General features: G+C 53.9%; 16 protein-coding genes and 3 tRNA genes. 15 read left to right on the top strand and 4 right to left on the bottom strand.

What is annotated here, in order from left to right; genetic code table 11:
- Positions 1-5: 5 nt before the first annotated feature.
- The 3 genes from mscM to rsgA form a co-directional block, all read right to left on the bottom strand.
- Positions 6-3,320, bottom strand: coding sequence for a miniconductance mechanosensitive channel MscM (gene mscM / locus AC534G_RS22735; RefSeq protein ID WP_038636503.1), 3,315 nt, complete (start codon positions 3,318-3,320; stop codon positions 6-8).
- A 17-nt stretch (positions 3,321-3,337) separates the two neighbouring features.
- Positions 3,338-4,306 (bottom strand): archaetidylserine decarboxylase, encoded by a 969-nt coding sequence (asd, locus tag AC534G_RS22730; RefSeq protein WP_038636505.1) that lies wholly within the window; start codon positions 4,304-4,306, stop codon positions 3,338-3,340.
- A gap of 90 nt (positions 4,307-4,396) precedes the next feature.
- Complete coding sequence (gene rsgA, locus AC534G_RS22725; protein ID WP_170973222.1) at positions 4,397-5,449, bottom strand: small ribosomal subunit biogenesis GTPase RsgA; 1,053 nt, start codon at positions 5,447-5,449, stop codon at positions 4,397-4,399.
- A gap of 105 nt (positions 5,450-5,554) precedes the next feature.
- Here rsgA and orn point away from each other — a divergent pair, with 105 nt between their 5' ends.
- The 4 genes from orn to AC534G_RS22705 all read left to right on the top strand — a co-directional run bounded on the left by orn (position 5,555) and on the right by AC534G_RS22705 (position 6,762).
- On the top strand, positions 5,555-6,100 hold the full coding sequence (gene orn / locus AC534G_RS22720; protein WP_006686300.1) for an oligoribonuclease: 546 nt from the start codon (positions 5,555-5,557) through the stop codon (positions 6,098-6,100).
- Between the two features lie 241 nt (positions 6,101-6,341).
- Positions 6,342-6,417: transfer RNA gene (locus tag AC534G_RS22715), tRNA-Gly, on the top strand.
- Between the two features lie 37 nt (positions 6,418-6,454).
- Positions 6,455-6,530, top strand: a tRNA-Gly gene (locus tag AC534G_RS22710).
- A gap of 156 nt (positions 6,531-6,686) precedes the next feature.
- Positions 6,687-6,762, top strand: a tRNA-Gly gene (locus AC534G_RS22705).
- 269 nt (positions 6,763-7,031) lie between these two features.
- On the opposite strand, the gene queG is transcribed toward AC534G_RS22705, so the two are convergent.
- On the bottom strand, positions 7,032-8,171 hold the full coding sequence (queG, locus tag AC534G_RS22700; protein WP_085048474.1) for a tRNA epoxyqueuosine(34) reductase QueG: 1,140 nt from the start codon (positions 8,169-8,171) through the stop codon (positions 7,032-7,034).
- Between queG and nnr the strand changes: the two genes are divergently transcribed.
- The 11 genes from nnr (at position 8,170) to purA (ending at position 20,114) form a co-directional block, all read left to right on the top strand.
- Positions 8,170-9,717: a bifunctional ADP-dependent NAD(P)H-hydrate dehydratase/NAD(P)H-hydrate epimerase gene (gene nnr / locus AC534G_RS22695; RefSeq protein ID WP_110496177.1), complete on the top strand. Its 1,548-nt coding sequence runs from the start codon at positions 8,170-8,172 to the stop codon at positions 9,715-9,717. The genes queG and nnr overlap by 2 nt on opposite strands.
- Positions 9,689-10,150: a tRNA (adenosine(37)-N6)-threonylcarbamoyltransferase complex ATPase subunit type 1 TsaE gene (gene tsaE, locus AC534G_RS22690; RefSeq protein WP_008786002.1), complete on the top strand. Its 462-nt coding sequence runs from the start codon at positions 9,689-9,691 to the stop codon at positions 10,148-10,150. Before nnr ends, tsaE begins: the two co-directional genes overlap by 29 nt.
- 16 nt (positions 10,151-10,166) lie before the next feature.
- Positions 10,167-11,498, top strand: coding sequence for an N-acetylmuramoyl-L-alanine amidase AmiB (gene amiB / locus AC534G_RS22685; protein ID WP_038636515.1), 1,332 nt, complete (start codon positions 10,167-10,169; stop codon positions 11,496-11,498).
- 9 nt (positions 11,499-11,507) lie between these two features.
- Positions 11,508-13,361 (top strand): DNA mismatch repair endonuclease MutL, encoded by a 1,854-nt coding sequence (gene mutL / locus AC534G_RS22680; RefSeq protein WP_110496176.1) that lies wholly within the window; start codon positions 11,508-11,510, stop codon positions 13,359-13,361.
- Positions 13,354-14,304 (top strand): tRNA (adenosine(37)-N6)-dimethylallyltransferase MiaA, encoded by a 951-nt coding sequence (gene miaA, locus AC534G_RS22675; RefSeq protein ID WP_110496175.1) that lies wholly within the window; start codon positions 13,354-13,356, stop codon positions 14,302-14,304. Before mutL ends, miaA begins: the two co-directional genes overlap by 8 nt.
- Before the next feature lie 84 nt (positions 14,305-14,388).
- Positions 14,389-14,697 (top strand): RNA chaperone Hfq, encoded by a 309-nt coding sequence (gene hfq, locus AC534G_RS22670; protein ID WP_003025584.1) that lies wholly within the window; start codon positions 14,389-14,391, stop codon positions 14,695-14,697.
- A gap of 74 nt (positions 14,698-14,771) precedes the next feature.
- Positions 14,772-16,052, top strand: a complete 1,281-nt coding sequence (gene hflX, locus AC534G_RS22665; RefSeq protein WP_003025589.1) for a ribosome rescue GTPase HflX — start codon at positions 14,772-14,774, stop codon at positions 16,050-16,052.
- A gap of 120 nt (positions 16,053-16,172) precedes the next feature.
- The gene (gene hflK, locus AC534G_RS22660) at positions 16,173-17,426 is read left to right on the top strand and encodes an FtsH protease activity modulator HflK (protein WP_069324734.1); all 1,254 of its coding nucleotides are present in this window, start codon (positions 16,173-16,175) and stop codon (positions 17,424-17,426) included.
- Positions 17,427-17,428: 2 nt separating this feature from the next.
- Complete coding sequence (gene hflC, locus AC534G_RS22655) at positions 17,429-18,433, top strand: protease modulator HflC (RefSeq protein ID WP_003830491.1); 1,005 nt, start codon at positions 17,429-17,431, stop codon at positions 18,431-18,433.
- Between the two features lie 82 nt (positions 18,434-18,515).
- The gene (locus tag AC534G_RS22650) at positions 18,516-18,713 is read left to right on the top strand and encodes a DUF2065 domain-containing protein (RefSeq protein WP_006686310.1); all 198 of its coding nucleotides are present in this window, start codon (positions 18,516-18,518) and stop codon (positions 18,711-18,713) included.
- Between the two features lie 102 nt (positions 18,714-18,815).
- Positions 18,816-20,114 (top strand): adenylosuccinate synthase, encoded by a 1,299-nt coding sequence (purA, locus tag AC534G_RS22645; protein WP_003025606.1) that lies wholly within the window; start codon positions 18,816-18,818, stop codon positions 20,112-20,114.
- The last annotated feature ends 214 nt before the right edge of the window (positions 20,115-20,328 follow it).

Genomic DNA, 20,328 nt, shown 5'->3' with positions numbered 1-20,328 from the left:
ATGCGCTACAAACTTCCTGCCGGGCGGCTGGCTCTGCCCGCAGAACTTAACGTTCTTCCCGTTTGTTTACCGCCAAGGCTCTCCAGACGCATCTGGAACGGCGGGAATGGCATATCAATACCGTGTTCGCGGAAGCCTGCCAGAATCAGCTGGTGGATCTCATGACGCAGCGGCATACGGTGTCCCATCTCTGCGGCATAAATACGCAGTTCGAAGATTTGAATCCCCTGCTGCAGATCTACCAGAAAGACTTCTGGTGCCGGGTTATCGATAACCAGCGAACAGCGCTGCGCGGCAGTCAGCAAAATCTGCGTGACCTCCTCGCTGTTAGCCTCTGACGGCGCCGGGATAGTTAACACCACACGGGTGACCGAATCTGATAACGACCAGTTGATAAACTGCTCGGTGATAAAGGCCTTATTGGGCACGATGATCTCTTTGCGGTCCCAGTCGCTGATGGTGGTGGCGCGAGTGTTAATCTTCGTCACACTACCGGTAAGATCGCGAATGGTCACCGTGTCGCCAATGCGAATCGGTTTCTCAAACAGGATAATCAGGCCGGAAATAAAGTTGGCGAAGATTTCCTGCAAACCAAAGCCCAGACCAACACCGAGAGCAGCCACCAGCCATTGCAGTTTGGACCACTCAATGCCGATCATCGAGAAGCCAACCAGACCGCCAATCAGCATCAGCAAATACTTGGTAATGGTGGTAATGGCGTAACCGGTGCCGGGGGTTAAATCCAGATGTTGCAGCAGCGCCAGCTCCAGCAACGCGGGGAGGTTGCGCACTAACTGGGTGGTGATGATAAATACCAGTATCGCGATGAGCACCGCGCCCAGCGTGATCGGCTCTAAGCTTTCCACGCCTTGCACCGTAGAGGTGACATCCCACAACGAGATGTTTTCCAGGAAGCCAAATGCGGAATGAATTTCCGACCACAGCACAATGACTGAAAGCAGGGCGATAAGCATCAGAATAGAGCGCACCAGACGCAGCGATTGCGCGCTGATCGCGTCCAGATCCACTTCGCTTTCATCAACATCAATCGCGCCTTCAAGACTGGTGGAGTGCGGCGGTTCTTCTTCACCCCGCGCGCGCTGCGCCAGCATTTCGGCGCGTCGATGCTTGGCGCGGTCGAACGCCAGACGGCGGCGTTGGATCAGCATCCAGCGGCGGATGACGTGATACACCACCAGTAACAAGAACCAGATAGCCACGGACGTTTCCAGACGCGCCAGCAAAGCTTGCGATGTGGCTAGATAGCCCACTGCGGCCGCGAGGATGGCAATCAGCGGCGCGCCCATCAGCATATTCCATAGCATGCTGTTGACCATGTTATCGCTGTTGCCCTCTTTATCGAGATACAGCGGTATTCCGGCGCGCTTCAGGCTCAGAGTCACGACCGCCAGTGCGCCGCAAATCAAGATAAAGCACAAGCGTCCCAATGAGGCGGAGAATTCCCGGTCATTGAGGTTATCAAACATAATTACCGCCATGATCAGCGGGACAATCAGTCCGATGCTCATCAGGTAATAGTGCATAGCCTTCGCGACGCGATTACGCGGCCAGCCAAAGTGGGCAATGAACAGACCGTTAGGGCGTGCAAAGGTGGCGCAAATCATCACCGCCCATAGCATGGGCACCGTGGCAGTTACGCCATCGCCGATAGCGACGGCCAACGGATAAGGCCAGGCTTCCTGCAAACCGTAACCCAGGGTGGCCCACAGTACCGGTAGCGGCGAGGCGACGAGTATTGACCAGAATACCGTACGTATCGTCAGCCAGAAGTGGTCCTGGGTCACCTTACCCACCCGCGCGGACGAGCGTTCAAGAAAACGGGTAAAGTGTTTGCGAGAATAGAGGCTAAATCCAACCAGTACCAACGCACCGAACAGCGGTAGTAGCGTTTCTTTGCTGGTCAGCATCATGATGCTGGCTTTACCTAACTGATTAAAGGTATCTAATGAGATCAGACGCCGCAGATCCTGAACAATGTCGACAGGCCAGGAGAGGGAGATAGGGCTGACGTCAGACGTCCAGAACAGATAGCGGTGCGTCGCTTCGTTGACCTCTTTTAGCGCATCTTCCAGTTGGCTATTGGAGACTTTTAGTTTGGTCAGCTCAAGGATCAGCGTATCGCCACCCTGTAACAGAGAGTTCAGCAATTCACGCTGAGTGCGCAACTGGGCGTTGAGGATGCTGCTCTGTTCCGCGGTCAGCGGTTGCCCATCGGCCTGATGGATCTGGCGTAGTTGCGGCTGTTTATTGAGGAGATCTTCATAGCGCATACGATGCACACGTAGCTGCGCCATTTCGGTATCTAACTGCTGAGGTTTGGGCATTTCGGGCAGACGAGATACCTGCGCGCGTAGCGCTTCCCCCAGCATATTCGAGACCCCAAGCCACTGGGACTGTTCGCGCAGCGTATTCAACGCCTGACGCACCTGCAGCGTTTGGCTGGTGGCCTGACGCTGTTGCGACGCGACCAGATCCATACGCTGCGCCTGCTGGTTTAAGGCCTGGGACAGTTCGCGGTTTACCTTGAACTGGTCAACAATGCCTTCGGGCAGCCCCGCGCTGTTTTCCGCCAGCAGTTCGGTACTCTCCAGCGCTCGCTCAGCTTCACGCTGCCGCTGACTGTTGAGTTGATTACGTAATGCCTGCAGATAGGCGTCGAGCTGTTGGCTCTGTTTTTCCGCCAGTTCTGAGCGCATACGCGCCAGTTCCTGACGGTTGTTGGCGGAAAGCTGCGCCAGCTCCAGTTCATCGACCAGGGCTTTGAGTTTGGCGGACTCAGCCTGCATCGCCTGATTCTGCGCGGGATTGGCGTTGGCGGTACCAATACGCCGCTCAAGCTCATTTAATTGGCGGCGGGCATCGGTTTGCTGTTGAGGAAGCTGACTTAACGAGTCGGCGATTTCCCGGGCGCGATCCTGCTCCTGCTGGGCCTGACGACTCTTTTCCAGCAACTGACTGCTGACCTGGAGGATCTCCTGGTTTAACGCATCAGTTGTCAGTCCGGTTGGTACGTTGCGCGGTTCGTCACGCAGATTGCTAAGCTGTGCGCGTAGCGTAGCGGAGAGCTTGGGGAAGTTATCAATAACCTGCTGGTATTGCGCGGCGCGCTCGAGAGAGCCTTTCCGCTCCTCAAGGGCATTCAGCGCGGACTGGAGCGCCTCGACGGTTTCTGGCTGAGCGGGTTTCGCCGCCTTGGCCTGCTCCAGTTCCTGGGTGAGTTGTTTGGCGTCGGGGGCCGTCGCAGCGTACGCCCCCAGGCTGAGGCACCAGGCCATCAGAAAAGTGATAATCAGGCGCACAGCAGCGATTCCTATGTTTAAGTTTCGTCTTTTTTGTCGTCAACCAGCGGGCTGGCGTCGTGTTCTGCTTCGATCTCTTCTTTCGGCAGCGGGGCAGGTTCTGCCTCTGGTGTCACGAAAGTCTCGGTTGAGATGGCCATTGGCTGACCGATTTTCGTGACTGAAAGGTCCTGCAATTGCTCAACCAGGTTAACTTTGCCCGGTGCGAACAGGTTGATGACGGTGGAACCGAGCTTAAAGCGGCCCATTTCCTGACCTTTCAGCAGTGCCACCGACCCTTCGCTTTCGCCTTCAGGCCAGGTCCAGCGTTTAATTACGCCTTCACGCGGTGGGGTAATGGTGCCAGCCCATACGGTTTCAATGCTGCCAACGATAGTCGCCCCGACCAAAATTTGCACCATTGGGCCAAACTCGGTATCAAACAGGCAAATAACGCGTTCGTTACGGGCAAACAGATTCGGTACGTTTTGCGCTGTCAGGATGTTTACAGAGAAGAGGTCGCCTGGCACGTACATCATTTCGCGCAGGATACCGTTACATGGCATATGTACCCGGTGGTAATCGCGTGGTGATAAGTAAGTGGTCACAAACGTACCGTTGCGGAATTTGTCCGCCATCTGGTAGTTGCCGGCCAGCAGCGCTTCAAGCGTATAGCTGTGCCCTTTGGCCTGTAACAGCTTGTCTTCTTCGATGTTACCTAACTGGTTGATCACGCCGTCGGCAGGCATGACCAGTACATTCGGATCGGTATTGACTGGACGAGCCTCGTCGCGCAGGGGACGAACAAAGAAGTCGTTAAAGGTGCGATAGCTGGCGGTATCCGGCTTTTGCGCCTCTTTCATATCGACCTTGTAATATTTCACGAACAGATCGATCACCAGTTTGGTCAGCCATCCCGCTCGTTTGCTCGCACCCCAGCCCGCCAGGCGAGTGAGCCATAGTTTCGGCAGAATGTATTGTAGCGAAAGCTTAAATGAGTTTAACAAGGTAGCCTCCAGGCCATAATTTGTTCCCGATCCGGCATATGGGCCGGATCCTGAAAAAGGGGACGATTCTAGCGATGCTTAGCTTAGTTGTCAGTTGTCAGTATCAGAAAAGTTTTTACGCGTTTTTACCTGCGCCATGCTTTCCAGGATGCGGTGATAATTTTCAAACCGAGTTTCGGCTATTTCCCCTTTTTCTACAGCCTCACGGATAGCGCAGCCTGGATCGGCATCATGCTTGCAGTCGCGATATTTGCAATGACCCAGGTAGTCATGGAATTCGACAAAGCCATGGGTGATTTGTTCCGGTTCCAGATGCCACAGTCCGAACTCGCGTACGCCAGGGGAGTCGATAACGTCGCCGCCGTGCGGGAAGTGATACAGGCGAGAAGCGGTGGTGGTGTGCTGCCCAAGACCGGAGTTGTCGGAGACATCGTTGGTCAGGATCGCTTCCTGCAGGCCGAGAAGGTTATTGAGCAGGCTGGATTTACCTACACCCGACTGGCCGGCAAAAATGCTGATACGACCGGTTAACGCTTCTTCAAGCGGTTTCAGACCGTCTTTCGTGCGGCTTGATACCATCAACACGCGATAGCCAATGTTGCGATAGATATCCATCTGTTCGTTAACAAAGGCCATGCCTTCGGCATCCAGCAGATCGATCTTATTCAGTACGATAATCGGTTCAACGTGTAGCGTTTCGCAGGCGACCAGATAGCGGTCGATAATATTAAGCGACAGCTCGGGTAAGATGGCTGAGACAATAACGATCTGATCGATATTGGCGGCAATGGGTTTTACCCCATCGTAAAAGTCAGGACGTGTGAGCACCGAGGTACGTTCGTGAACCGCCTCAACGATGCCTTTGACATTTACCCCTTCTGCTGCCGCTTTACCTGGTCGCCAGACTACGCGATCGCCGGTAACCAGTGAACGAATTGTGCGGCGGATGTTGCAGCGGTGAATGTCGCCGTCAGCAGACTCCACGTCGGCATGCATGCCAAAACGGCTGATAACGATGCCTTCAGCGGTTTCGCCAAACAGGTTGTCGTCGTAGTCTGGCTTCTCCGCGGACGTTTTCAGACGACGCTGGTGATTGGCGTTCACACGGCGCTGTTGGCCTTTGGAGAGTTTATTCTTACTCAATCGGACTGGCTCCTGGTCGCCCATGATGGGCAAAACATTTATGATACACGCAATTTTAGATGAATATAGTCACACTGAATGTGACGCTGAAGGGTGGAAAATAGCATGAGTGCCAATGAAAACAACCTGATTTGGATCGATCTGGAGATGACTGGTCTGGATCCCGAGCGCGATCGCATTATTGAGATCGCCACGCTGGTGACGGATGCCAACTTAAATATTCTGGCTGAAGGACCGACGATTGCGGTGCACCAGTCTGACGAACAACTGGCATTAATGGATGACTGGAACGTACGTACGCATACCGGTAGCGGGCTGGTGGAACGGGTAAAGGCGAGCACCATGGGCGATCGCGAAGCAGAACTGGCCACGCTGGCCTTTTTGCAAGAATGGGTTCCTGCAGGAAAATCACCTATCTGCGGCAATAGCATCGGGCAGGATCGTCGTTTCCTGTTTAAATACATGCCGGAGCTGGAAGCGTATTTCCATTATCGCTATCTCGACGTCAGCACGCTGAAGGAACTGGCGCGTCGTTGGAAGCCGGAGATCCTTGCTGGCTTCACCAAGCAGGGAACGCATCAGGCGATGGATGATATTCGTGAGTCGGTTGCTGAGCTGGCTTACTACCGCGAACATTTTATTAAGCTTTGATTTTGTGGATTGCCGGGTGGCGGCTGCGCCTTACCCGGCCTACGAAAATCGTTCCTGCGAGCTTGCACTAAGTCAGGATTGTCGCTAAATTAAACGACTTGCCGATAAATTCAGCACTTAAACGAAAAAACAAGAAAATCGCTTTTAGGGGGGTTGCAGCTAAACGGATTTCTCGTATAATGCGCCTCCCGTAACGACAGAGAATTACGCGTTACGGCAGCAACAAAAGCAGTACAGATTTGCGGGAATAGCTCAGTTGGTAGAGCACGACCTTGCCAAGGTCGGGGTCGCGAGTTCGAGTCTCGTTTCCCGCTCCAAAATTTGAAAGTGCTTATTAAGCACAGACGCACCCAAGCGGGAATAGCTCAGTTGGTAGAGCACGACCTTGCCAAGGTCGGGGTCGCGAGTTCGAGTCTCGTTTCCCGCTCCAAAATTTGAAAGTGCTTATTAAGCACAGACCACCAATCGCAGGATTTCGAATTGCGACAAGGCGGCAACTGAATGAGTCCTCAGGAGCTTACTGAAGTAAGTGACTAAGGCGAGTGAAGGCAGCCAACGCGGTAGCGGTTCGAAAGACGAAGATTATGCGGGAATAGCTCAGTTGGTAGAGCACGACCTTGCCAAGGTCGGGGTCGCGAGTTCGAGTCTCGTTTCCCGCTCCAAATTCTTACCTCAAAAAAAATATCCACAACGAAGAATCGCGTTGGGGACGTTTTGTTTCGTCGTTGACATACTCTTGTAAACAGACTTATCCACAGGTCCGGGTATTATTCCTGGAATGCAAAAAACTTCGCCTGGTTAATAGTATCATTTTAACACATTGAAATTACTGGATTAATTATCATTTCAAATTGTTAATGCGATCACTTGACGATTTTTTCCCTCTTGAATATCAATGTGTTTTTATTTTTATACACAAGCTGTGGATGACTTAAGCGTCGCGCGGTAGACCCTTTTCGATGACCCTGACTAAACGTTGTTTCTTCGGCAACTGCACCTCAACTACGCAGGCGTTTCGCTTCTCAATTTGCTGAGCAACCGCCCACTCTATGTGTTCGTCGAGAAGTGGGTGCTCACCTCTACGGTTTTCCAGGGCGTTAATTACGGCTTCATCCCAGGGTGCATTGCCCAACGCAACAGCGATATTTCGCAGCCAGCGCAGATGACCAATACGACGAATGGCAGACCCCTCAGTGACTTTTAAAAACCACGCTTCGCTCCAGCTAAACAGCTCTATTAACTCCGGAGCATGAAGCTGCTTGCGTGGGCTAAAGTCATCCTCGACCGTCAACTGCGAATAGCGGTTCCAGGGACAAATGAGCTGACAATCATCGCAGCCGTAAATGCGATTCCCCAACAAGGGACGAAACGCTTCAGGGATAGCGCCTTCCAGTTCGATAGTGAGATAAGAGATACAACGGCGCGCATCTACGGTGTAGGGTTCAACGATGGCCCCGGTGGGACAGATAGTCATACAGGCGACACATTTCCCGCATCCTTCTTCTACTGGCTTATCGACCGGCAAGGGCAAGTCGATCAGTAATTCACCAAGGAAGAAAAATGAACCGGCTTCGCGATTAAGGATAAGTGAGTGCTTACCTGTCCAGCCAAGCCCGGCTTTTTCCGCCAACGGACGCTCAAGAATGGGCGCGGAATCGACAAAAGGTCTAAAATTCAGCGAAACGCAGTGTTGTTGAATCATCTCGCCCAGCTTTTTTAAGCGGTTACGCAGCAGCTTATGGTAGTCGCGCCCAAGCGCGTAGCGACTGACGTAACCCAGAGAGGGGTTTTTCAACGTGCTGGCAAAGGCCGCCTTGGCAGGGAGATAGTTCATACGTACGCTGATGACACGTAGCGTACCGGGCAATAATTCGTGAGGTCGGGCGCGCATCATGCCGTGACGGGCCATCCAGTCCATCTCGCCGTGATAGTGTTGATCCAGCCAGGCCTGCAGTTTGGGCTCCGCTTCGCTGAGGTCGGTATCGGCAATACCGACCTGCTGAAAGCCAAGCTCCAGCCCCCACTGCTTAATATTTTGCGCTAACTGATTGAGATCGAGGGGCTCTGACATGACGGACCATACAATGAAGAAAAACCCCGCAAGTATACCACACTCCATCTGGTACGCCGATGACATCAGGCGGATGGAGCGAGAGGCGGCAGACAGCTTAGGGCTGACGTTGTACGAACTGATGCAACGGGCGGGAGAGGCCGCGTTTCAGGTCGCCCGCGAAGCCTATCCGCACGCTCAACACTGGCTGGTGCTGTGCGGTCATGGCAACAACGGCGGCGATGGCTACGTAGTGGCAAGGCTTGCTAAAGCGCAGGGGCTTGAGGTCACGCTGCTGGCGCAAGAGAGTGACAAACCACTTCCGGAGGAAGCACAGCAGGCGCGCGATGCCTGGCTTAACGCCGGTGGCGTCATTCATGCTGCGGATATCGCCTGGCCTGGTAGCGTGGACGTCATCATCGACGCGCTGTCAGGGACTGGCTTAAAACACGCGCCGCGTGAGGCTCTCTCGGTATTGATTGAACGTGCCAATACTTACCCAGCCCCCATCGTGGCGATAGATATTCCTTCCGGCCTGCTGGCGCAAACAGGGGCGACACCGGGTGCGGTCATCAATGCGGCGCATACCGTCACCTTTATTGCGCTCAAACCAGGCCTGTTAACTGGTAAAGCGCGCGATGTCACCGGACGCCTGCATGTTAACGCGCTTGGGCTGGACGACTGGCTGGCTGGGCAGAATGCGCCAATTCAACGTTTTGATGCTCTACAGCTTGCGCACTGGCTGACGCCACGCCGACCTACCTCGCACAAAGGTTCCCACGGTCGGCTGGTGATTATCGGCGGGGACCACGGGACGGCAGGCGCAATACGTATGGCCGGTGAAGCGGCGCTGCGTGCAGGAGCCGGGCTGGTCAAAGTGCTGACCCGCAGTGAAAACATCGCTCCGATTCTGACCGCCAGGCCGGAACTGATGGTTGATACGCTAACGCCGCAGACTCTGGATGAAAGCCTGGCGTGGGCGGATGTTGTCGTCATTGGTCCTGGGCTTGGTCAGCAGGAGTGGGGCAAAAAAGCGCTGCAAAAGGTCGAGAATTTTCGCAAACCGATGCTCTGGGATGCCGATGCGCTCAACCTGCTGGCAATCAACCCCGATAAACGTCACAATCGCGTGATCACGCCGCATCCGGGAGAAGCCGCGCGACTGCTGGGCTGTTCCATTGCAGAAATTGAAGACGATCGCTTACTTTGTGCACAACGTCTGGTAAAACGGTACGGAGGCGTGGTAGTGCTGAAAGGCGCGGGTACGGTTGTTGCTGCTGAACCGGCTGAGTTGGGTATTATTGCTACCGGCAATGCAGGCATGGCCAGCGGCGGAATGGGTGATGTGCTTTCCGGTATTATTGGCGCATTGCTCGGACAGAAGCTTACCCCGTATGATGCAGCATGTGCGGGATGTGTTGCGCACGGTGCGGCGGCGGATGTGCTGGCGGCGCGTTTTGGTACGCGCGGCATGCTGGCGACCGATCTCTTTACTACGCTACAGCGTATTGTTAACCCTGATGTGATTGACGTTTATCATGATGAATCGAGTAATTCCACTACCTGATGAACAGGCGACTTTAGACCTGGGACTGCGGGTAGCCAAAGCCTGTGACGGCGCGACGGTAATTTATTTGTACGGCGACCTGGGAGCGGGCAAAACCACTTTTAGCCGTGGATTCCTGCAGGCGTTAGGTCACAAAGGTAATGTCAAAAGCCCGACTTACACGCTGGTTGAACCCTATTCGCTCGATAATTTGATGGTTTATCACTTCGATCTGTATCGACTTGCGGACCCGGAGGAGCTGGAATTTATGGGGATCCGCGATTATTTTGCCAATGATGCCATCTGCCTGGTGGAATGGCCGCAACAAGGTAAAGGTGTTCTGCCAGACCCGGACGTCGAAATACACATCGAATACCAGGCACAAGGTCGAGAGGCGCGCGTAAGCGCAGTCTCCTCATCGGGTGATTTATTGCTGGCGCGTTTAGCCGATTAACCTTAAGGGTGGCGGGATGATTTATCGCATCAGAAACTGGCTGATGGCAACCCTGGTCCTGCTGTGCGCGCAGGCAGGGGCCGCCAGCCTCTCCGATCTTCAGGTTTCCAACGGCGATCAACAGGCGCGGATTACGCTGAGTTTTATCGGCGATCCTGAATACGCCGTTTCGCAGGATGGGAAACGAACCGTCGCGCTGGATATTAAACAAACCGGTGTGATTCAGGGATTACCGTTGCTGTTTAGCGGTAATAATCTGGTCAAATCTATCCGTTCCGGTACGCCAAAAGACGCGCAGTCTCTGCGCCTGCTGGTGGATTTAACCGAGAACGGCAAAGCCGATGCCGTAAAACGCCAGAACGGCGGTAATTATACCGTCGTGTTTACCATCAAGGCCGATGCGCCACCGCCGCCTCCACCGCCTCCGGTGGTCGCGAAACGTGTCGAAGCGCCGGTTGTCGCCCCGCGCCCTGCCGAGCCTGCACGTAATCCGTTTAAAGCGGAAAACGATCGCACTACGGCGGTTACCAGCAGTAATACGTCCACGCGACCTGCGGCGCGCGCCAGCACCAATAGCGGCGACAAAGTGGTTATCGCCATTGATGCCGGGCATGGCGGACAGGATCCCGGCGCAATTGGCCCCGGCGGTACGCGTGAGAAAAATGTCACGATTGCCGTGGCGCGTAAACTACGCAGTTTGCTGAATGATGACCCGATGTTTAAAGGCGTCCTCACCCGCGATGGCGATTACTTCATCTCGGTCATGGGACGTTCCGACGTTGCGCGTAAACAAAACGCCAACTTCCTGGTTTCGATTCATGCTGACGCCGCGCCAAACCGGGATGCCACTGGCGCTTCCGTCTGGGTACTGTCAAACCGCCGGGCGAACAGTGAAATGGCTGGCTGGCTGGAACAGCATGAGAAGCAATCAGAATTGTTAGGTGGTGCGGGCGATGTGCTGGCCAACAGCCAGGCCGATCCTTACCTCAGCCAGGCTGTGCTGGATCTGCAGTTCGGTCATTCGCAACGCGTCGGGTATGATGTGGCGACCAGCATGATCGGGCAGTTAGAACGTATTGGCTCAATGCATAAACGTCGGCCGGAACACGCCAGTCTTGGGGTACTCCGTTCGCCGGATATCCCGTCAGTGCTGGTTGAAACTGGCTTTATCAGTAACAACAGCGAAGAGCGTCTGTTGGCGAGCGATGATTACCAGCAGCAACTGGCCGAGGCGATTTACAAAGGATTACGTAACTATTTCCAGGCGCACCCGATGCAAACCGGGCCGCAGGGCGCACCGGCGCAAACCGCCAGCGCCGTGTCGCCTGGCAACACGTTAACAAATTAAGGATTAGCCATGCCGATTCAGGTTCTACCGCCACAGTTGGCGAACCAGATTGCCGCGGGCGAGGTGGTAGAACGGCCTGCGTCAGTGGTGAAAGAACTGGTGGAAAACAGTATCGATGCCGGCGCGACGCGTATTGATATTGATATCGAACGCGGCGGCGCGAAGCTTATTCGTATTCGTGACAACGGCTGCGGGATTAAAAAAGACGAGCTGGCGCTGGCGCTGGCGCGTCATGCCACCAGTAAAATTGCCTCGCTTGACGATCTCGAAGCCATCGTGAGCCTTGGGTTTCGCGGCGAAGCGTTAGCCAGTATTAGCTCGGTCTCTCGTTTAACCCTGACGTCGCGCACGCAAGAGCAGCCTGAAGCCTGGCAAGCCTATGCTGAAGGACGCGACATGGATGTCACGGTTAAACCCGCCGCGCATCCGGTGGGTACCACGCTGGAGGTGTTGGATCTGTTCTACAACACCCCGGCGCGGCGCAAGTTTATGCGCACCGAGAAAACCGAATTTAATCATATCGATGAGATTATCCGCCGCATTGCGCTGGCGCGTTTTGATGTGACGATTAATTTGTCGCACAACGGCAAAGTGGTGCGTCAGTACCGTGCAGTGGCTGCGGATGGACAAAAAGAGCGCCGTCTGGGCGCGATTTGCGGTATGCCGTTTCTGGAACATGCGCTGGCGATTGAATGGCAGCATGGCGATTTGACGCTACGGGGCTGGGTAGCCGATCCTCACCACACAACGACGGCGCTGGCGGAAATCCAGTACTGTTACGTGAATGGCAGGATGATGCGTGACCGCCTGATCAACCACGCTATCCGCCAGGCCTGTGAAGATAAGCTGGGCGCCGATCAGCAGCCGGCATTTGTTTTATATCTGGAAATCGATCCGCATCAGGTGGATGTTAATGTGCATCCCGCCAAGCATGAAGTCCGTTTCCATCAGTCGCGTCTGGTACATGATTTTATCTACCAGGGCGTATTGAGCGTTCTGCAACAGCAGCTTGAAACGCCGCTGCCGTTGGCTGATGACGACGAACCTGCCCCACGGCACATCCCGGAAAACCGCGTTGCAGCCGGACGTAACCATTTTGCCGAGCCCGCTCCGGCGCGTGAAGCTGCTGCACCTCGCTACTCTGCCCCCGCTGGCGGTGGTGGTCGTCAGGCGGGCGCCAGCTGGCCTCATGCCCAGCCTGGATATCAAAAGCAGCAGGGTGAGATTTATCAGCAACTGCTGCAGACGCCAGTTCCAACGCGTAAAGCGCCGGTATCTGAATCGCCATCGGCTCCTCTGTCCGGCAACAGTCAGGGGTTTGGTCGGGTGCTAACGATTGTCGGTGCGGACTGTGCGTTACTCGAATGCGATGGTCATATTCGGTTACTGGCATTACCTGTGGCGGAACGTTGGCTGCGTCAGGCGCAATTAACGCCGGGACAGGGGGCTGTTTGCGCCCAACCATTACTGATTCCTTTACGTCTAAAAGTGACCGCCGATGAAAAAGCGGCGCTGCAGAAAGGGCAGAGCCAACTGGCCGATCTGGGCATTGAATTTCAACTGGATGCGCAGCATGTGACCATCCGGGCAGTGCCTTTACCCTTACGCCAACAAAATTTACAAATCTTGATTCCTGAACTGATAGGCTACCTGGCGCAGCAGTCCGTATTCGAGCCGGGCAATATTGCACAGTGGATTGCACGTAACCTGATTAGCGAGCATCCGCAGTGGAGCATGGCCCAGGCGATTACGCTGTTAGCGGATGTTGAGCGGCTTTGCCCACAACTCGTGAAGGCGCCGCCGGGTGGTCTGTTACAACCTGTTGATTTACATTCGGTAATGAATGCCCTGAAACATGAGTGATACCCGTAAGGCGAGCCTGCCAAAGGCGATTTTTTTAATGGGGCCAACGGCCTCCGGTAAAACAGCGCTCGCAATTGAATTGCGTAAAGTTTTGCCTGTAGAGTTGATAAGCGTTGATTCCGCCCTTATTTACAAAGGGATGGATATCGGTACAGCCAAGCCTGATGCAGATGAATTACAGGCCGCGCCGCACCGATTACTGGATATTCGCGATCCGTCGCAAGCGTACTCTGCTGCGGATTTTCGCCGCGATGCGTTAGCCGAGATGGCCGATATCACCGCCGCGGGGCGTATCCCGCTGCTGGTGGGCGGCACAATGTTATATTTCAAAGCCTTGCTTGAAGGGCTGTCGCCGTTACCGTCGGCGGACCCGGACGTCAGGGCCAGAATTGAGCTACAGGCGGCAGAGCATGGGTGGGATGCGTTACACCGACAGCTTCAGGAGATCGATCCCGTAGCTGCCGCGCGTATTCATCCAAATGATCCGCAAAGACTTTCCCGGGCACTGGAAGTTTTTTTCATTTCGGGTAAAACTTTAACGGAGCTGACGCAAACGTCAGGAGATGCTTTGCCGTATGAGGTGCATCAGTTTGCAATCGCCCCGGCGAGCCGTGAACTGCTCCATCAGCGAATTGAGCAGCGTTTTCATCAGATGTTAGCTTCAGGTTTTGAAGCAGAAGTCCGGGCGCTTTTTGCCCGTGGAGATTTGCATACGGATTTGCCTTCCATTCGTTGTGTCGGGTATCGCCAGATGTGGTCATACATTGAAGGCGAAATTTCATACGATGAAATGGTTTATAGAGGTGTTTGCGCCACGAGGCAGTTGGCGAAGCGGCAGGTGACCTGGTTGCGTGGTTGGGAAGGGGTGCACTGGCTTGACAGTGAAAAGCCTGACCAGGCGCGAAACGAAGTATTACAGGTTGTTGGTGCTATCGCGAACTGAATGTGTACAATTGAAACGTATCGTGCGCAATTTTTCAGAATCGAAAGGTTCAAAGTACAAATAAGCATATAAGGAAAAGAGAGAATGGCTAAGGGGCAATCTTTACAAGATCCGTTCCTGAACGCACTGCGTCGGGAACGTGTTCCAGTTTCTATTTATTTGGTGAATGGTATTAAGCTGCAAGGTCAAATCGAGTCTTTTGATCAGTTCGTGATCCTGTTGAAAAACACGGTCAGCCAGATGGTTTATAAGCACGCGATTTCTACTGTTGTCCCGTCTCGCCCGGTTTCTCATCACAGCAATAATGCCACCGGCGGCACTGGCAGCAACTACCATCACGGTAGCAACGCGCAAGGTTCATCTGCGCAACAGGACAGCGAAGAAACCGAATAAGGTTGATTGCTGTTTTACATACGGGGAGCCAGCGAACCTGCGTTCCCCGTTGATACATATTAAGGGGTTGACGCTTGTTTGACCGTTATGATGCCGGTGAGCAGGCGGTACTGGTACACATCTATTTTTCGCAAGACAAAGATATGGAAGACCTCCAGGAGTTTGAATCTCTGGTCTCTTCCGCCGGTGTCGAAGCAATGCAGGTGATTACCGGGAGCCGTAAAGCACCGCACCCGAAGTATTTTGTTGGTGAAGGCAAGGCAATCGAAATTGCCGAAGCCGTAAAAGCGACTGGCGCTGCGGTGGTGATTTTTGATCATGCTCTAAGCCCTGCCCAGGAACGTAACCTGGAACAATTGTGCCAGTGTCTGGTTATCGACAGGACTGGTCTTATTCTGGATATTTTTGCCCAGCGTGCGCGAACCCATGAGGGTAAGTTGCAGGTTGAGCTGGCGCAACTGCGCCATATGGCTACGCGTTTGGTCCGTGGCTGGACCCACCTTGAAAGGCAAAAGGGCGGGATTGGTTTGCGCGGTCCGGGTGAAACCCAGCTCGAAACCGACCGTCGTTTGCTGCGTAATCGCATTTTGCAGATACAGTCGCGCCTGGAAAAAGTTGAAAAGCAACGTGAGCAGGGGCGACAGTCGCGTAAGAAAGCGGATGTCCCGACCGTATCACTGGTGGGATATACCAACGCCGGAAAATCCACCCTGTTCAACCAGATAACTGAAGCCCGGGTCTACGCAGCGGATCAACTGTTTGCGACCCTGGACCCGACCCTGCGGCGGATCGACGTCGCGGATGTCGGTGAAACCGTGCTGGCGGATACCGTAGGGTTTATCCGTCACTTACCGCACGACCTGGTGGCGGCATTTAAAGCCACCTTGCAGGAAACACGTCAGGCGACATTGCTGCTGCACGTTATTGATGCAGCAGATTTTCGTGTGCAAGAAAACATCGAGGCCGTCGATACGGTGCTTGAGGAGATCGATGCGCATGAGATCCCGACCCTGCTGGTGATGAATAAAATCGATATGCTGGATGACTTTGAACCGCGTATCGACAGAGATGAAGAGAATAAACCCATTCGCGTTTGGGTTTCAGCGCAAACGGGAATAGGTATACCACAGCTTTTTCAGGCTTTGACTGAGCGGCTTTCCGGTGAGGTGGCGCAGCATACGTTGCGTTTGCCGCCGCAGGAAGGGCGTCTGAGAAGCCGGTTTTATCAACTTCAGGCAATAGAAAAAGAGTGGATGGAGGAGGACGGCAGCGTAGGTCTGCAGGTTCGTATGCCGATCGTAGACTGGCGTCGCCTCTGTAAACAAGAACCGGCACTGGAAGACTATGTTGTCTGATCTGACGGATATGGCCTGAAGATTTTTTCGCCTCTATACCTTGTGGATTTTGCGTAGCCAACGCATCGGCAGCACAAAAGACGCAGGTATAGCATCGCATAACAAATATGGAGCACAAAAATGGCGTGGAATCAGCCCGGTAATAACGGACAAGACCGCGACCCGTGGGGAAGCAGCAAACCTGGCGGCAACCCTGAGGGAAATGGAAACAAAGGTGGGCGCGATCAGGGACCTCCCGATCTGGATGATATCTTCCGCAAACTGAGCAAAAAGCTCGGTGGTCTGGGCGGCGGTAAAGGTACTGGTTCTGGCGGCGGTAGTTCATCGCAAGGTCCGCGTCCGCAACTGGGCGGTCGGGTCTTTACTATCGCTGCGGCCGCTATCGTCATAATCTGGGCGGCCAGCGGTTTCTACACCATTAAAGAAGCGGAACGCGGCGTGGTGACACGCTTCGGTAAATTCAGCCATTTGGTTGAGCCGGGTCTGAACTGGAAACCGACCTTTATCGACGAAGTGACCCCGGTCAACGTTGAAGCCGTGCGTGAACTTGCCGCATCTGGCGTCATGCTGACATCTGACGAAAACGTTGTGCGCGTTGAAATGAACGTGCAGTACCGTGTGACCGATCCGCAGCGTTACCTGTTTAGCGTAACCAGCGCGGATGACAGCCTGCGTCAGGCAACCGACAGCGCACTGCGTGGCGTTATCGGGAAGTACACTATGGACCGTATCCTGACCGAAGGGCGTACCGTTATTCGTAGCGATACCCAGCGTGAACTGGAAGAAACGATCCGTCCGTACAACATGGGTATCACCCTGCTGGACGTCAACTTCCAGGCCGCACGTCCGCCGGAAGAGGTAAAAGCTGCGTTTGACGATGCGATTGCCGCGCGCGAAAACGAACAGCAGTATATCCGTGAAGCGGAAGCGTACACCAACGAAGTTCAGCCGCGTGCGAACGGTCAGGCGCAGCGTATTCTGGAAGAAGCGCGTGCTTACAAAACGCAAACCATCCTGGAAGCCCAGGGTGAAGTGGCGCGCTTCGCGAAAATTCTGCCGGAATATAAAGCCGCGCCGCAAATTACTCGCGAGCGTTTGTATATCGAGACCATGGAAAAAGTGCTGAGCAATACCCGCAAAGTCCTGGTTAACGATAAAGGCAGCAATCTGATGGTTCTGCCGCTGGATCAAATGCTGAAAGGCGGTAGTGCGCCAGCAGCAAAGAGTGACAGCAGTTCAAACCTGCTGCGTCTGCCGCCAGCGACGACCTCCAGCACTGGAGCAAGCAACACCTCGTCCACCAGTCAGGGCGATATTATGGACCAACGCCGCGCGAACGCGCAGCGTAACGACTACCAGCGTCAGGGGGAATAACGATGCGTAAGTCAGTTATTGCGATTATCATCATCGTTCTGGTAGTTCTGTTCATGTCTGTCTTTGTGGTCAAAGAAGGCGAGCGCGGTATTACGCTGCGCTTTGGTAAAGTTCTGCGTGATGATGAAAACAAGCCGCTGGTCGTTGCACCTGGCCTGCACTTCAAGATTCCGTTTATTGAATCAGTGAAGATGCTGGATGCGCGTATTCAGACCATGGACAACCAGGCCGATCGCTTTGTCACCAAAGAGAAGAAAGACCTGATCGTTGACTCCTACATCAAGTGGCGCATCAGTGACTTTAGCCGTTACTACCTGGCAACGGGCGGTGGCGATGTTTCTCAGGCAGAAGTCCTGCTGAAACGTAAGTTCTCTGACCGTCTGCGTTCTGAAATCGGTCGTCTCGACGTGAAAGACATCGTTACCGATTCCCGTGGTCGTCTGACTCTGGAAGTCCGTGACGCGCTGAACTCCGGTTCTGCTGGTACGGAAGATGAAGTCGCGACGCCGGCGGCGGATAGTGCGATTGCCGAAGCGGCTGAGCGTGTTCAGGCTGAAACGAACGGTAAAGTACCGGTCATCAACCCGAACAGTATGGCGGCGTTGGGGATCGAAGTGGTTGACGTGCGTATTAAGCAAATTAACCTGCCTGCGGAAGTATCTGAGGCTATCTACAACCGTATGCGCGCTGAGCGTGAAGCGGTAGCGCGTCGCCATCGTTCACAAGGTCAGGAAGAAGCGGAAAAACTGCGTGCAACGGCGGATTACGAAGTAACGAAAACGCTGGCAGAATCTGAGCGTCAGGGCCGCATTATGCGCGGTGAAGGCGATGCAGAAGCCGCTAAACTGTTTGCCGACGCGTTCAGCCAGGATCCTGACTTCTACGCCTTCATTCGTAGCCTGCGTGCATATGAGAAGAGCTTTGAAGGTAACCAGGACGTGATGGTCATGAGCCCGGACAGCGATTTCTTCCGCTACATGAAGACACCGAATACCGCGACACGCTAAAATAGTTTCAGCGGTTTTAAACCAGAAAAACCACCGGCGTCCCCAGGGATGCGGTGGTTTTCTTTTTATATAAGGACGATGGATGAATTCAACAATTTTGCTGGCACTCGCGCTGGTTTTGGTGCTGGAAGGTCTGGGTCCGATGCTTTATCCCGGCGCATGGAAGAAAATGATCTCCGCGATGGCGCAACTCCCCGAAAATACTTTGCGTCGTTTTGGTGGAGGTCTTGTGGTTGCGGGCGTTGTGGTCTACTACATGTTGAGGAAAACGATTGGCTGATCAATAAGTAGCCTAATTTGCGGATTTTAGCATGCAAAAAGTGCTGTATATCTGAAAAAGCGGTGGTAGAATCCATTTTTAAGCAAACGGTGATTTTGAAAAATGGGTAACAACGTCGTCGTACTGGGCACCCAATGGGGTGACGAAGGTAAAGGGAAGATCGTCGATCTTCTGACTGAACGGGCTAAATATGTTGTGCGCTACCAGGGTGGACACAACGCAGGCCATACTCTCGTAATCAACGGTGAAAAAACCGTCCTCCATCTTATTCCATCAGGTATTCTTCGCGAGAATGTCATCAGCATCATCGGTAACGGTGTTGTACTGTCTCCGTCCGCGCTGATGAAAGAAATGAAAGGGCTGGAAGATCGTGGTATCCCGGTTCGCGAGCGCCTGCTGCTGTCTGAAGCTTGTCCGCTGATCCTTGATTATCACGTTGCGTTGGATAACGCTCGTGAGAAAGCGCGTGGTGAGAAAGCGATCGGTACTACCGGTCGCGGTATCGGCCCGGCTTATGAAGATAAAGTGGCTCGTCGCGGTCTGCGCGTTGGCGATCTGTTTGATAAAGCAACCTTCGCTGAAAAACTGAAAGAAGTGATGGAATATCACAACTTCCAGTTGGTGAATTTCTATAAAGTCGAAGCGGTTGACTACCAGAAAGTGCTGGATGATGTGATGGCGATTGCCGACATCCTGACTTCTATGGTTGTTGATGTTTCCGATCTGCTGGACCAGGCGCGTAAGCGTGGCGATTTCGTCATGTTCGAAGGCGCGCAGGGTACGCTGCTGGATATCGACCACGGTACTTATCCGTACGTAACCTCCTCCAACACCACCGCGGGTGGGGTGGCGACTGGCTCCGGCCTGGGCCCACGTTATGTGGATTACGTGCTGGGTATCATCAAAGCTTACTCTACTCGTGTTGGCGCGGGTCCGTTCCCGACAGAGCTGTTTGATGACGTTGGCGAGTTCCTGTGCAAACAAGGTAACGAGTATGGCGCAACCACTGGTCGTCGTCGTCGTACCGGTTGGCTGGACTCCGTTGCCGTACGTCGTGCAGTACAGATTAACTCCCTGTCTGGCTTCTGCCTGACCAAACTGGACGTACTGGACGGTTTGAAAGAGGTGAAAATCTGTGTCGCTTACCGTATGCCGGATGGCCGTGAAGTTACGACTACCCCGCTGGCGGCTGACGACTGGAAAGGTATCGAGCCGATTTACGAAACCATGCCAGGCTGGTCTGAATCCACCTTTGGCGTGAAGGAACGTAGTGGTCTGCCGCAGGCGGCGCTGAACTACATCAAGCGTATTGAAGAACTGACCGGTGTGCCGATTGATATTATCTCAACTGGCCCAGACCGTACTGAAACCATGATCCTGCGCGACCCGTTCGACGCATAATTCTGGTTATGGCGTAGCGTCGAATGGCGCTGCGCTTGCACTATCTTAGGCCGGATGAGGCGTTTTGCATTAGAATCCGGCTTAAAATCACGTAAGTTCCTCGCTTTTTTCCTTCCCGAACTGAAATAAATTAGCGACCTGGCTGGTGGCTGGTTTATCATCAATATAATTAATACCACCAGGTTTATCCGTTTTATCCCTTTTCCTGAGGTTG

It is taken from the genome of Citrobacter sp. CRE-46 (assembly GCF_059615875.1).
This window is presented reverse-complemented; position numbering and strand designations above follow the sequence as displayed.